This window comes from Helicobacter pylori (genome assembly GCF_021062735.1).
GTDB classification, from domain to species: Bacteria; Campylobacterota; Campylobacteria; order Campylobacterales; family Helicobacteraceae; genus Helicobacter; species Helicobacter pylori_DN.
Genome location: NZ_JAHXLB010000002.1, coordinates 85,084 through 98,462 on the forward strand (window position 1 = coordinate 85,084; position 13,379 = coordinate 98,462).

Genomic DNA, 13,379 nt, shown 5'->3' on the forward strand with positions numbered 1-13,379 from the left:
GTCAATCTTTAAGATTAACCCCATGATAGAGCAAGTAATAACTAAGGGCTTTCAAAGATTCTAATTGCTGATAAAACTTAGAAGCTTCTATTTTGTCGTTTTGTTTATCCTCTGGCTCTTTAGGGTTTTCATTCAAATACCTTAACCCCAAACTCGGGTTATAAAAATAATCTTTGGTAGCGATCGCTTCATAACCTAGCGCGTAATTGGGGTGGCTTGGAGGGTTTGTTGTATTGTTAGAAAATAAAGGCTTCCCGAAACTCACGAATTGAAAACCTTTAGGAGCGACTAATTCAATAATCGTAGGGGCGATGTCTAAATGCGATCCGACCTGACTGATTTTTTTAGGCTTTAAAGTAGGGGCATATAAAATAAGCGGCACGGATTTAATGGTATATAAATCGTTTTTAGCGTATTCATAGCTCCTGTCAAAGTGATCTCCTGTGATGATAAAAAGCGAGTTAGGGAATTTTTGGCTGGCTTTTTTGATGAAATTGACTATTACTTTGTCATACCAGTAAATATGCCCTAAAGAATTAGCGTCCGGTAGATTTTCTGATTTGGGGGTTTTTTCCACAAATTGTTGGATTTTTTCTAAAGGCACGCCAAAGGCTTTGAGATTCACGTTTTTGATCGCGTGGTTGCTTAAAGTCATGACCATGCTGAAAGTTTTTTCATTGGGGTTGGTGTTTTCTAAAATATAGTCAAATAAAATATTATCATGCACTCCCCAGTTGCTTTCTATGGGCTTAGGGTAGGGCTTATTTTTAACAAATTCTAAGAGGTGATTGTTAAAATAAAGGGCGTGAAAACCTTGTTTTTTGGTGAAACTAGTGAGTTTGTTCCAAATCCCGCTACCCCCATAATAAAAGTTGTTTTTATAACCTAAAGTTTTTGTGATATTGCCAATCGCCATAGGAAAGCTAGGGAGGATCACCCCTGAATTGACTAAGTTATTATCATTGATGTAGGGTAAGCCTGTGATCTGGACATCCAGGCTTTTAACGGTCCGTGGGGCACTTTCAATAAAAGCAGAAAGCATGTGGGCATGTTCTTTTTTAACCAAGTCTTGTAAAGCGCTCGTTAGCCCTATGGAATCAAATTTTTTATCAAAATGCCATGAACTCAGGGACTCTGAAACGATATAGAAAACATGTTGAATGGTTTGAAGAGAATCGTTGTGGCTTGTTTGAGAAAGCAACTCATAGAGGTTGTTTGAAGGGTTTTCTTTAAGATGGAAATAATTTTTCGCCACTTCTAAAGGCGTTTCTTTAGCAAAATCGCTGAATTTAAGGTTATGGCTTTGTCTGTAATTGCGCGCCAAAAGATAAAGGTTGCGAAACGCCCCGGGGGTGATTTTCATTAAAAAAGGATCTTTGGCTGGCTCTATGCTGAGGTCTAAAGACGCGCCAACAAAGCTCAATTGCGCGTTAATGTAAAACATTTGCGTGAGTGAAAAAAGCGCAAATAAAATGAAAGTTTTAAGGGGTTTGGTGGTTTGATAAACATTGGGTTTAAAAAGGGCGTTTTGGAGTTTGAAATAGATGAAAGAGATTAAAACGCTAAGGATCACAAAGAGTGAAAAACTAGAAAAAATAGGGTATTCCCCACTCATTTTTAAAATCGTGAGCGTGTCTTCATGCAAAAATTCCAATAAATTTTCATCAAACACATTCCCATAAATGCCATAATAAACAATGTTTGCAATATTTAAAAACAGGATAATAGCGATAGAAAAATACGCCGTGATATTAAGCATTTTAATTTGGTGTTTAGGGGCAAATAACCCCAATAACCCGATGATGATAAAAAGAATCGCTAGGCTTGAAACCACACGATTATCGTATCTTGCTCCATTGAATAGGGTTTTGATGATTTCATCAAAAATAGGGTTTTTTAAAGCATGCTTATAATAGCCAGTATAAAGGATAAAGCCGATACGATTAAACACAAACAACAAGCTCATAAAAAAGGTGAAGTAAAAACCTTTTAAAAAGAGCGAAAAAAGGGCATAAGATAGGGATTTCATGAGCGTTAATACAACCTTTTTTTAACAAGATATAAAGTCTTAAAAAAGACAAAAAGAAGCAAGGGGAAATCCAATAAAGAATCTAAGATTTGAAAATTAGAACGCATCAAAAGCGAACTGGATAACGCTACTAAAGCGATCACACCTAATAAGGGGCTACTCAAAAACAAACTGCCGCAAAAAAGCGCGCTAAAAATAAGAGAAGCCATGAAATGATGATAGATTGAAAAAGGCAAGAACCCTAAAATATCTGTCAAAAGCAACAGATTGAAAAACAGCATGACGCTATAAGATTGCAAGGTTTCTAAAGGGGGCTTTTGGAGGAGGCGGCAAGAAAAGAGCGCATAAGCAAGGATCAAAAGACAGCTAAAGGGGCTTAAGGGGGCTGTAAAACTGCTTAAAAATGCATTGAGCGATAGAGAGCCTTTCAAAGCGATATTGCTTAAAATCACGCTTACAAAAGAGAGCGAAAACCTCAAACTTAACGCCTTATTTTTGAAAAAAAAGAAAATTAAAAAAAGCCACATAAAACTCAGCGTGTAAGAAGAAGATATAAGCATCGTTAATCACTTGAGAAGGGATTTTAAATAAGCCATATTAAAACGGATGTGTTTGATATGAGAGCGGTTGTAAGTATAGACAATATCTATAAAATGAGGATTAAGACTATAGCTTGGGTAACTCACTTCATCCGCTTTATCTAAAATCTTTAAGGTTTTAAAAGAGTTTGAGTTTTCTAATTTAGAAAGCCAGAGTTCTTTACGGCGCAAAGATAAATCGCTAGAGTTGTGGATCAAATACAATTCTTTGTTTAAATTGATCAAATTCAAAGCGTCATTCAAGTTTTTCAAATTCGTAAGCATGGGTTTTTGCCAAGCGGTGGGGGTTTTACAGGTTTCTAGCATGAGATTATCTTTAAAAGAATAGTTTCTAAACGCCATGATGGCGCAATCTTTAAAGGGGGTTAGGCTTGGCTGGAGCTGGTGGTTTAGGGTATTAGGCCTTAAAAGCTCTCGTGGGTTATTGTGTTTGTCAAATTTCAACAACAAGGGGTATTGGGTGGCTAATTCGTGATAGAGTGGTAGCATAAACCCGCCATCAGTGGTGCTTAAAGGCTTATTTTTTATCAAATGGCTTAAGTTTAAAAAAGGGCTTAAGGAGAGTTTTCGCGCAAACTTAAAACGAATCGGCTCTAAAGCGCTTTCAAGTTGATAGATTTTAGAAGTGGCCCACCCGCCCATGCTCACCCCTACGACAAACAACAAAATCTTATCGTCATGCAAAAAAAGCAAGGGGTTACCTAGTTTTTTGATATATTCATGCGAATAAAAAGAAAGCTCTTCTTTGGTTAAAATAGTGAAGGCTTCGCTCCAGCGATTAGTCTTGCTATCAAAAAGATTCGCGCTGATTTTCACATCCCTTGCCCCTTCTTTAGTGCCGCTAAAATAAGCGCTCAAGAGGTTATCGTTAGGCAAGCTGATTAAAGCGCTCGCATGCACGCTTAAAGCGTCATTTGGTTTAGGGATAGTGAATTGAGTGAAATAGGGGGGGTTTTCAGTTGAAAGGGTTTGATTATGCGTGAAAGCATAGGGGGGGGTTTGGCGCTTCATTATAATTAAAAATGAAACGATAAAAAGCCCCACAAAAAAGGCGGCATGCTTTAGGCGATTTCTTGAAGGTTCCAAGATAGCGTTTCGCCCCCTCTTAAGATAGCAATTTTTTCATTCAAGCAAAGCGTGTGTGTAGGGATCATAAAGGGTTTTTTAGACAAACGCGCTTTTTTACTGGGTAGATTGTCTAGCGTGTAGATTTTTTTAGCGTTATCGCTGATAAAGACTTGCAAGTTTTCTAAAGCGTTGTGTTTTTCAAAAAGTTCACACAACGCAGGCAACAAAATAGGGGCAGAAAAGATGCCCGCCGGGATGTTAGCGCTATGCTTTTTAGAGACAAAATGCGGGGCGCTATCAGAGCCAAAAGAGATTTTAGGGTGGGCTTTTAAAGCAAGGGATAAAAGCCTTTCTTGGTCTTTTTTGGTTTTGATTAAGGGTTTGCAAAAACAATGCGGGTTCAAACTCCCCCCTAATAAATCATCTAAAGTCATGCTGATATGGTGTAAAGTTAAAGTCGCATAGAGATTGTCATGCTTTTCAATTAAAGCGATACTGCGCCAGTCGCTCAAATGCTCTATAATGATTTTGAGTTTAGGGAATGAAAGGGCGAAAGTCTCTAAAACGCTATGGCATAAAAATTCTTTATCCAAACAAAACCCAGCCTGTTCTGCATGGACGCATAAAATAAAGCCTAATTTTTGGGCGTTTTCTAAAATTTCTAAAGTTTTTTCACCCAACAAATCCGAAGTGCCGTTTTGCGCGTTTGTGGTCATGCCTTTGGGGTAGAGCTTTAAAAACCTGATGCCTTTTTCTTTGGCGCGTTGCAGTTCTTCTAAAGTCAAGTCGTCATTAAAATACAAACTCATTAAAGGCTTGAAGTTTGAAGAATGGTTTAAAATTTCTTCTTCGTATTCAAGGGTGGTTGGAGTGTCAATCAAGGGCTTACTGAGATTAGGCATGATCACCGCCGCGCTAAAAGGCTCGCTAGAGTATCTTAATATCGCTTTTAAAAGCGCGTTTTCTCGCACATGCAAGTGGGCGTCTATGGGGTCAAAAAGCGTGATTTCCATTTTTTAATTGCCTCCTAAGTAATAGCGCACTCTGATGCGAATGAGGGTTTTAGTTTTGGGGCGTGGGTAATCCTTATAAGCGATCTGAATGGTCTTTAAGGTGTTGTCATCAAGCATTTTGTATTCAGAGCCAATGATGATTTTAAGATCGCTAATATCGCCATTAGGGTGCAAGTAAAATTCTACCGCATTCGTCCCGTCTTGCCCTAAATAAGCCGCTACTTGAGGGTATTCTAAATATTTTTGCGTGATGCGCCCAATATCTCTTAAATTATTCCTGATGAAATCTTTTTCGGCTGTGCCTAAATCCCCAAATTCTTCGCCATACAATTCATCAATATCCCTTCTGGTTTGGTTGTCCAAGCCTTTATTATTTTCTTGTCTGGGTGGTGCAACTTCTTTAGGCAAGAAAGAAAGCTGGTTAGGGTCAAATTCTTTTTTGACAGGTTTTTTCTCTTCCACTTTTTTATGCTCTACTTTTTGTTCTACTTTCTCCTCTACGATTTTTTTCTCTTCTTTTTTCTCCTCTACCACTTTTTTCTCTTCCACTTTTTCTACTTTTTTAAGAGCCTTGTGTTTGTGATTGGGCTTTTTGGGTTCAGGTTTGGGTTTTGGCTTAGGTTTAGGCTCAGGTTTAGGCTTTTCTATAGGTTTTGGCGGGGTTGGCGGAATGGGTGGGGTTGGTGGTGTGGGGGGTTTTTGGGGGCCAGCCAGCGTGGGTTTAGGAGCACCCTGGGTGTTTTTACTGGGATCTTGCGAATGGCCTCTTTTTAAAACCAATAAATTTTCAGGATTTAATTTAACAAGCTTGGGTTTTGAAGGAAAAAAATCTTCTCTGTGTTCAAATAAAAAATAAATCAACCAATGCAACAATACAGACAGAATGAGAGAAAAGAAAAAATTCCTGTTAGAATGATCCACAGGGTCAAAATTTTTCCCTAACTTAGCAGGTTGTAGTTTAGAATTTTCCGGCATATAAATTTCCTAATTTTGAATTCTTTATATTATTTTCAGCTTCTTTAATCAGTTCTTCTTTAGATGTTTTTGGGCTTATTTTGTCTAAAAGCAGGCCGTATTTATCGCTTAGTAAGACCAAGTAACGCTCTTTATTGGTTTCTATTGAAATGATTTTATGGTTCGCACCAACACGACCCAAAACGCTAATTTCTAACTTAAAATCTTTTGCAGAAAAAGACCCTTGTGTGGGAACAATTTTTTTTTTGATTATATACAATATTAAGAGTAAGGCAGCAATAACTGCTAGCGCCTTATAAGCATGGCTTAAATCCAGTGGGGGTTTTAACTCTAGAGTGTTTAAGGGGCTTTTAGCTCGCTCTTTTCCATCTTGGCTTGCGAGATTGGCATGCTGAGATTGTTCTTTCAGGCTAGGCGGTGGGGCTAAATGAAAACCTTTAGGTAAAAAAAGAAAGCGGAGTTGCTTTTTGTCCTTGCTGTTTGAGGCTTGGATTTCTAATTCCGCTTTAGCTTTTTTAGACAAGAGGTAGATGTCATTTTGGTAGGAAAACATTTCTAAGGCATTTAAAGAGGCTTCTTTAAAATCCATCATTTTTTTAGAATCCAGTTTAGCGTTTTTTAAAACGATCACTTTTTGCCCTTCAACCTCCATGATTTTAGGCGTTTTGTTAAAAGGCGTTTCAAAAGTGAGCGTGGTTTGCACGGCCTTTATAGGTGGGGTTGTTAGAGCGTTTGAATCAGGTTGGACTTCTTTTAATGCATTTTGCCAATGCACCAATTTAATGGGGGCGTCATCAGTGGGCGTTTTAGCGTTCAAAGAGGTGGTTTCTTCAGCCAGTAACATCAAAGTAGCACTCAGTAACAAGAACAACAATCTCATGAATTTTTAGCGAGATAATACACAATGGCGTTAGAATCTAGGATTTCATTCAAACGAATGGCTAAATTCCTTTCAAAAACCATCACCTCACCCTTACCGATAACCCGCCCGTTCACAAAAGTATCCACGCTTTCTCCGGCGGGTTTTTGCAAATCAATCACAGAGCCTTTTTCAAAACGCAAAATTTGCAACAAAGGGATTTGCGTAGAGCCAAGTTCTGCGCTAAAAACAATCTCCATGTCTAAAAGATTTTTATAATCGCAGATGAGTTCTTCTAAATAAGTGGAAAGCTCTAGTTCTCTTTCCTTGCTAGCTTTTTCTTTCTCTTTTTCGGCTATTTTCAATTTATTAGCTTCTGTTTCTGACATAAAACTCTACTCTTTCAAGAATGATTTGACTTTGATTATAAAATCTTAATTTTACTATAAATTTTATAATAAATAAAGCCACTACGCTTTAAAGCTAGCCTTAGAAACGCAAAATTCTTTTAAAAAACACGCACCGCATAAGGGGTTTTTAGCCTTGCAGGTGTAGCGGCCAAACAAGATTAAGGCATGGTGGAGTTTGGATAGGTTGTCTTTAAACAGATCGCTGAGTTCTTCTTCGGTCTTAATGGGCGTTTTAGCGTTGCTTAAGCCTAAGCGGTGTGTTGCGCGGAACACATGGGTATCTACCGCTATATAGTTTGCATCAAAGCACACTGAAAGCACCACATTAGCGGTTTTTTGCCCCACGCCATCTAGACTCATCAATTCTTTTTGCGTAGAGGGGATAACGCCCTTAAAATCCCTAACCACTTTTTGAGCCATACTGATTAAATGCTTGCTTTTGTTGTTGAAATACGAAACGGATTTAATGATCTCTTTAACCTCTTCTAAAGAAGCGAGAGCTAAATCGTTCACGCTTGGGTATTTTTCAAATAACTTGGGCGTTATTTGATTCACTCTAGCGTCCGTGCATTGAGCGCTTAAAATGGTAGCCACCAGCAATTCATAGGGGTTTTTATGGTGCAATTCGGTGGTTTGGTTGGGGTAATGTTTTAAGAGCAATTCTTTGATTTGTTGGGCTTTAGCGTGTTTTAAACCCATTTTCACACGCTTTCTTTGATGACAAGGTATTGCGCTTCATGGGATCTTAAAGCCACTTGAATGCGGTTGATTTTAACCGAAAGCGTGGCCTTTTTCATGGAATAATGCAAAAGAGTGCATTGAACCCCTTCATGGATACCAAAAGAGAGAAAGCGTTTTTTAAGGGTTTCATCGCAGTTAGCGATTTCTACGATTTCATAAACTTTGTCTTTAATGGCTTCATTGAGCGTCATTTTACTTCCTTTTTGAATCAATGTTTTTTTTGACTTCATCTACGATGATGTCAATAGGTGTGAAAATACGGCGCAAGATTTTAAAAGGTGCTTGGATAATATCTGATGCTAAAGTGACTTGAGTTTTAGGTTTATCTAGCGTGCCTTTGACATTCACATTAGTGGTGATTTTACCTCCTTTTCCTAAAACGAGATAGCCCACAATAGGGATTTTATTTAAGACGTTACTCAAAGCCTTGATAGTGGAAACTTCTAAATTCAAATCTAATTTGTTTTTGTCTAATTCAATGATCCCATTGCCAGCAATATCAAGCGTTTTGCCGATAAGATCAATTTTTTCTAACCCTAAATATTCTTTAGTGATCCCAAAAACAACAGATCCCTTTTTGATTTGATAGCCATTAGCCCCTAAATGAGGGTTCCTAAAGACAATGAGAGAGGGAATGGTGTTGATGAGATTGATCATGTTTTGCATGAGAGCGAAATTCTTTAAGCTTGTGTTTTGGAATTTCAATTCGCCATTGAAAACCTGATCTTCAAGAGCTCCAATAAGCGTGAATAAGCCCCCTTCTACGAAATCTTTTTGGAGAATGGTGTTGATATAATCCCCGCTAAAATTATGAGCCTTAAGATACAAAGCCCCATGCACTAAATCCGCCATGATCATGGCGTTTTTATAATTGCCATCAATTTTCACTCTGTCATCTTGAGCGACAATATCAAGATTTTCTAAAGGAAAAGGCATTTTTTTATAGATTAACACGACATCTTTAGCATGGATGCGTGTAGAGATAGGGATAATTTTGTGGGCTTTTTCATAGCGTTGTTTGGCGCTAATGAAAATATCTTCATCTTGGATTTCTTTAGAGCTAGGCTTTTCTTTTCGTTCTTTGGAGAATAATCCCGCAATCGCTGGCATCTTACTATCTAAAAAATCATCAATACTCAAATCAATGTTATTAAGGGTAATATCCTTTTGATCCCCCTTAACTTTTATAGATATGCTTTTGCTTGGAGTATAGACAGAAATTTCATCTTTATTAATAGAGCCAAATAAAGAGAGGGAATTAAACTGCTTGCCGTTGCTATGATAGATGGGTAAAGTGATTTTCAAATCATTAGCAAAAAAATCAATATTGATAAAATCGCTCGTAGAAACTTCTAAAGAGCCATCTTCTAAGGCGAAATATTTCATAATAGGGGAATAGGGCTTGATTTTTTTCAAATCTTTGATTCTAAAAACATAGGCGTTATCTTTAAATTCGCCCTCTAATAAAAGTTGTGGCACGCTCCATTGCATGTGGTTGGGGTTAGAAAAATCAAAATTCAAAGAAAGGTTTTTAAGAGTGTCTCCTGTAGCGTAGAAAACATCTTTAGTGAATTTGTCTTCACTTTGGGCTTTAATGGTGTCTATGATTTTTCTTCTAAACACCTCTGAGTTTTCACCCTCTTGAATAATAGAATGCAAGCTTTTTAAATCTAAAGAAAATTTAGTAGGTTGTGGGTTATCTGGGTCGTTATTCAAGCCATAAGAACGCATGTTGATATTATTGTTAGTGTTGAATCGTATTTTATGGACTAAAGAATCTAAAGAAAGGGTTTTTTTATTCAAATCTAAAGCGATTTTAGCGTCTAAATCCAGCATGTTTTCATAGCGGGTGTGGGTAGTTTCTATGTAAATGTATTGGTATTCTTGGGCAATATCTAAGCTTATATTAGCGTTTTGCGTATAAAGGGGGATATTATAGAGCGAGAGAGTGCCTTCTTGCAAATTAACGCTGCCTTGAACGCTAAATAAGGGGGCGGTGTTTTTCAAGAATTGTAAGGTGAGTTTCAAATCCGCACTAGATGGCATGCTGATTTTATCCAAAGGTAAAACGACTTTATAAGCGCTCAATAAATCCTTAATGCTATCGCCATAATAATTAGGGGTCGTTTTTAAAAAAATCTCCAACTTGGGGGCTTCTAACAAATTGGAAAAAGTGGCGTAAGAGCCGGTTAATTCCATGGTTTCATAAGTGATTTTTTGGGGCTGTATGAGGAGCTGTTTGTTTTTGAAAACTAATTCGGTTTTATCCATTTTAATGGGCGATAAGCCATCATTAAAAACGACTGAAGGTTTAATCAAAGTGGCTTTGGCTACAGAATTTTCCAAAAGCGATGGGATAAACTCGCTGGGAGTGAAATTAGCTTTGATTAAAGCGTTATCAATCTTAAAGCTAGCAAATTGGATCTTGTCAAAAATCCATGTTTTTAAATTTTTTTGCGATTGGCGTTGGAAAAGAGGCTTTAAAAACGCTAGGCTTTTCATTACAGAAGTGTTAATTTTTAATTCTATGGTTTTTAAATCGGTTAGCCCTTGCAAATAAATTGCAGCGCTGGGTTCAATTAAAGGCTTGACAATCAAATTGAACGCCATTTTCCTAGCTTTAGGTGAATAGTGGGCGTTGCCATCTACTTGGACTTTAATGTCTTTAAAAAGCAAATTGATGATTTTAAGCTTGATGTTTTTATCGTCTTCTAGGGAAAATTCCCCTTTGACTCCCGGGAATTCTAACTCATATTTATTCCCATCAAAAAAGATATTGGCTTTGTTTTTATCGTCTAAAATAATTTCTTTGACTTTAAGTTTTTCAAAATAAGACACCGCCCAAATGCCATAACGGATATTTTTAATCAGATCAGAAACTTCTAAACGCTTTTTAGTGGGTTTTTGATGGAATAAAGAAGAGAGATCAATGCGTTCAATTTCTAAAGAAAGCTTGTTGTTAAGTTTTAAGTATAATTCAGAAATGCCAAGCTTTCCAATTTTTAAATTTTGTATGTGAATGCCGTTTGAAAGGGTTTTGTGAATGACAACTAAAAGAGTGAATACTGCCACAAATAAGATAATGACATTAAATACTTTCTTGGATACATGTTTTCTTTTATTCATCAGTATTCTTTTTTATTTAAGTATACCAATTTATCCTAACAAAGTGGTGGTTGTCCCGCAAGGTTCGCTCAAAAAAGTGTTTTTTTCTTTAAAAGATCAGGGCGTGGATATGAACGCTTTAGATTTGCTTTTTTTACGCTTAATGGGCATGCCTAAAAAAGGCTACATTGACATGGGCGATGGGGCTTTAAGGAAGGGGGATTTTTTAGTCCGTTTGATCAAAGCAAAAGCGGCACAAAAAAGCGCGACTTTAATCCCTGGAGAAACCCGCTATTTTTTCACGCAAATTTTGAGCGAGACTTACCAACTAGAAACAAGCGATCTCAATCAGGCTTATGAAAGCATCGCTCCACGATTGAATGGCGCTGTGATAGAAGATGGGGTGATATGGCCAGACACTTATCATTTACCCTTAGGAGAGGACGCTTTTAAAATCATGCAAACTTTAATCAGTCAATCCATGAAAAAACACGAAGCTTTAAGCAAACAATGGCTTGGATACTACCATAAAGAAGAGTGGTTTGAAAAAATCATTCTCGCTTCCATTGTGCAAAAAGAAGCCGCTAGTACTGAAGAAATGCCCTTGATTGCGAGCGTGATTTTTAACCGCTTGAAAAAAGGCATGCCTTTGCAAATGGATGGGGCTTTGAATTATCAGGAATTTTCACACGCTAAAGTGACCAAAGAGCGCATTAAAACCGATAACACCCCCTACAATACCTATAAATTTAAGGGCTTGCCTAAAAATCCTGTAGGGAGCGTGAGCCTAGAAGCGATTAGAGCCGTGGTTTTCCCTAAAAAAACGGATTTCTTGTATTTTGTGAAAATGCCGGATAAAAAACATGCTTTCAGCGCGACTTATAAGGAGCATTTAAAAAACATTAATCTTTCTAATAATCATTTTTAAAATTAAGGTTAATGGGGCGTTTTTTCTTTTAAATTGAGTAAAAAGTGTTTAGTATTTTCTCATTTTAATTTTAAGTTCTTACTATTAAAGCATTTTAGATTTTATTAAAAAAGGCTTGCTACAATTCTAGGCAAATTTTGATTGCTAGGGCTTTAAAACAGCTTTTAGCACAAAGGAGAATGAATGGCTAAAATGAGCGCTCCAGATGGGGTTGCCGTTTGGGTGAATGAAGACAGGTGTAAGGGTTGTGATATTTGCGTATCGGTATGCCCTGCTGGGGTTCTTGGCATGGGGATTGAAAAAGAAAGGGTGCTTGGAAAAGTGGCCAAAGTAGCCTATCCAGAGAGTTGTATCGGTTGCGTGCAATGCGAGTTGCACTGCCCGGATTTTGCGATTTATGTGGCTGACAGGAAGGATTTCAAATTCGCTAAAGTTTCTAAAGAAGCCCAAGAAAGAAGCGAAAAGGTTAAGGCCAATAAATACATGCTCTTAGAAGAGACTATTTTAGAAGGGAGAGGCAAGTAATGCGTGAGATTATTTCTGATGGGAATGAATTAGTCGCTAAAGCGGCGATTGAAGTGGGGTGTCGGTTTTTTGGGGGCTATCCTATCACGCCAAGCTCGGATATTATGCATGCGATGAGCGTGGCTTTACCCAAATGCGGCGGCCATTTTATCCAAATGGAAGATGAAATCAGCGGGATTAGCGTGTCTTTAGGAGCGAGCATGAGCGGGACGAAGTCTATGACAGCGAGCTCTGGGCCTGGTATTTCATTAAAAGTGGAGCAAATCGGTTATTCTTTCATGGCGGAAATCCCTTTAGTGATCGCTGATGTGATGCGCTCAGGCCCATCAACCGGAATGCCCACTCGTGTGGCTCAAGGCGATGTGAATTTCTTAAAACACCCCATACATGGGGATTTTAAAGCCGTCGCGCTCGCTCCTGCTAGTTTGGAAGAGGCTTACACAGAAACCGTTCGCGCGTTTAACTTGGCTGAAATGCTCATGACTCCTGTATTCTTGCTCATGGATGAAACCGTGGGGCATATGTATGGCAAGGTGCAAATCCCAGATTTAGAAGAAGTGCAAAAGATAACTATTAATCGTAAGGAATTTCTGGGCGATAAAAAAGACTACAAACCTTATGGGGTCGCACAAGATGAGCCGGCTGTCTTAAACCCTTTCTTTAAAGGCTATCGCTACCATGTTTCAGGCTTGCACCATGGGCCTATTGGCTTTCCTACTGAAGACGCTAAAATCGGGGGGGATTTGATTGACAGATTATTTAATAAGATTGAATCCAAGCAAGACATTATCAACGAAAATGAGGAAATGGATTTAGAGGGCGCTGAGATCGTTGTTATCGCTTACGGTTCGGTTTCTCTAGCGGTTAAAGAATCCTTGAAAGATTACCATAAAGAAAGCAAGCAAAAAGTCGGCTTTTTCAGGCCTAAAACCTTATGGCCAAGCCCGGCTAAACGCTTGAAAGAAATAGGGGATAAATACGAAAAAATCCTTGTGATTGAATTGAATAAAGGGCAGTATTTAGAAGAGATTGAAAGGGCTATGCAAAGAAAGGTGCATTTCTTGGGGCAAGCCAATGGGCGCACGATTTCGCCTAAACAAATCATCGCAAAATTGAAGGAGCTTTAA

Annotated in this window: 13 protein-coding genes; 3 read left to right on the plus strand and 10 right to left on the minus strand. The window is 38.1% G+C overall.

Features of this window, described 5'->3' with window-relative positions:
* Position 1 precedes the first annotated feature (1 nt).
* The 10 genes from KX581_RS01740 to KX581_RS01785 form a co-directional block, all read right to left on the minus strand.
* On the minus strand, positions 2-2,029 hold the full coding sequence (locus KX581_RS01740; RefSeq protein WP_231175405.1) for an LTA synthase family protein: 2,028 nt from the start codon (positions 2,027-2,029) through the stop codon (positions 2-4).
* Positions 2,030-2,034: 5 nt separating this feature from the next.
* The gene (locus KX581_RS01745; protein ID WP_231175406.1) at positions 2,035-2,589 is read right to left on the minus strand and encodes a 3-deoxy-d-manno-octulosonic acid hydrolase subunit 1; all 555 of its coding nucleotides are present in this window, start codon (positions 2,587-2,589) and stop codon (positions 2,035-2,037) included.
* 6 nt (positions 2,590-2,595) lie between these two features.
* Positions 2,596-3,714, minus strand: a complete 1,119-nt coding sequence (locus KX581_RS01750) for a 3-deoxy-d-manno-octulosonic acid hydrolase subunit 2 (RefSeq protein ID WP_231175407.1) — start codon at positions 3,712-3,714, stop codon at positions 2,596-2,598.
* A complete protein-coding gene (gene pyrC, locus KX581_RS01755) occupies positions 3,690-4,709 on the minus strand; it encodes a dihydroorotase (RefSeq protein WP_231175408.1) in 1,020 nt (339 codons plus the stop codon). Before pyrC ends, KX581_RS01750 begins: the two co-directional genes overlap by 25 nt.
* Positions 4,710-4,712: 3 nt before the next feature.
* Complete coding sequence (locus tag KX581_RS01760) at positions 4,713-5,684, minus strand: energy transducer TonB (RefSeq protein WP_231175409.1); 972 nt, start codon at positions 5,682-5,684, stop codon at positions 4,713-4,715.
* On the minus strand, positions 5,668-6,564 hold the full coding sequence (locus tag KX581_RS01765) for a hypothetical protein (RefSeq protein ID WP_231175410.1): 897 nt from the start codon (positions 6,562-6,564) through the stop codon (positions 5,668-5,670). Before KX581_RS01765 ends, KX581_RS01760 begins: the two co-directional genes overlap by 17 nt.
* Complete coding sequence (fliN, locus tag KX581_RS01770) at positions 6,561-6,932, minus strand: flagellar motor switch protein FliN (protein ID WP_050843968.1); 372 nt, start codon at positions 6,930-6,932, stop codon at positions 6,561-6,563. Before fliN ends, KX581_RS01765 begins: the two co-directional genes overlap by 4 nt.
* A gap of 81 nt (positions 6,933-7,013) precedes the next feature.
* The gene (nth, locus tag KX581_RS01775; protein ID WP_231175411.1) at positions 7,014-7,658 is read right to left on the minus strand and encodes an endonuclease III; all 645 of its coding nucleotides are present in this window, start codon (positions 7,656-7,658) and stop codon (positions 7,014-7,016) included.
* The gene (locus KX581_RS01780; RefSeq protein WP_000174147.1) at positions 7,655-7,885 is read right to left on the minus strand and encodes a FeoA family protein; all 231 of its coding nucleotides are present in this window, start codon (positions 7,883-7,885) and stop codon (positions 7,655-7,657) included. The genes nth and KX581_RS01780 overlap by 4 nt, the downstream gene beginning before the upstream one ends.
* Position 7,886: 1 nt before the next feature.
* The gene (locus KX581_RS01785; RefSeq protein ID WP_231175412.1) at positions 7,887-10,820 is read right to left on the minus strand and encodes a DUF3971 domain-containing protein; all 2,934 of its coding nucleotides are present in this window, start codon (positions 10,818-10,820) and stop codon (positions 7,887-7,889) included.
* On the opposite strand from KX581_RS01785, the gene mltG reads away from it, so the two are divergent.
* From mltG to KX581_RS01800, 3 genes are all read left to right on the plus strand, one after another.
* On the plus strand, positions 10,738-11,727 hold the full coding sequence (gene mltG, locus KX581_RS01790) for an endolytic transglycosylase MltG (RefSeq protein ID WP_231175413.1): 990 nt from the start codon (positions 10,738-10,740) through the stop codon (positions 11,725-11,727). The two genes, KX581_RS01785 and mltG, sit on opposite strands and share 83 nt — an antisense overlap.
* Positions 11,728-11,910: 183 nt before the next feature.
* Complete coding sequence (locus KX581_RS01795; protein WP_001096895.1) at positions 11,911-12,252, plus strand: 4Fe-4S dicluster domain-containing protein; 342 nt, start codon at positions 11,911-11,913, stop codon at positions 12,250-12,252.
* Positions 12,252-13,379, plus strand: coding sequence for a 2-oxoglutarate synthase subunit alpha (locus KX581_RS01800; protein ID WP_231175414.1), 1,128 nt, complete (start codon positions 12,252-12,254; stop codon positions 13,377-13,379). The genes KX581_RS01795 and KX581_RS01800 overlap by 1 nt, the downstream gene beginning before the upstream one ends.

What these genes read in the sequence shown, in the direction of transcription:
- KX581_RS01740 (WP_231175405.1), bottom strand. Translation starts at nt 2,029, where the DNA reads ATGAAATCCCTATCTTATGCCCTTTTTTCGCTCTTTTTAAAAGGTTTT.
- KX581_RS01745 (WP_231175406.1), bottom strand. Translation starts at nt 2,589, where the DNA reads ATGCTTATATCTTCTTCTTACACGCTGAGTTTTATGTGGCTTTTTTTA.
- pyrC (WP_231175408.1), bottom strand. Translation starts at nt 4,709, where the DNA reads ATGGAAATCACGCTTTTTGACCCCATAGACGCCCACTTGCATGTGCGA.
- KX581_RS01760 (WP_231175409.1), bottom strand. Translation starts at nt 5,684, where the DNA reads ATGCCGGAAAATTCTAAACTACAACCTGCTAAGTTAGGGAAAAATTTT.
- KX581_RS01765 (WP_231175410.1), bottom strand. Translation starts at nt 6,564, where the DNA reads ATGAGATTGTTGTTCTTGTTACTGAGTGCTACTTTGATGTTACTGGCT.
- fliN (WP_050843968.1), bottom strand. Translation starts at nt 6,932, where the DNA reads ATGTCAGAAACAGAAGCTAATAAATTGAAAATAGCCGAAAAAGAGAAA.
- KX581_RS01780 (WP_000174147.1), bottom strand. Translation starts at nt 7,885, where the DNA reads ATGACGCTCAATGAAGCCATTAAAGACAAAGTTTATGAAATCGTAGAA.
- mltG (WP_231175413.1), top strand. Translation starts at nt 10,738, where the DNA reads ATGACAACTAAAAGAGTGAATACTGCCACAAATAAGATAATGACATTA.
- KX581_RS01785 (WP_231175412.1), bottom strand. Translation starts at nt 10,820, where the DNA reads ATGAATAAAAGAAAACATGTATCCAAGAAAGTATTTAATGTCATTATC.
- KX581_RS01795 (WP_001096895.1), top strand. Translation starts at nt 11,911, where the DNA reads ATGGCTAAAATGAGCGCTCCAGATGGGGTTGCCGTTTGGGTGAATGAA.
- KX581_RS01800 (WP_231175414.1), top strand. Translation starts at nt 12,252, where the DNA reads ATGCGTGAGATTATTTCTGATGGGAATGAATTAGTCGCTAAAGCGGCG.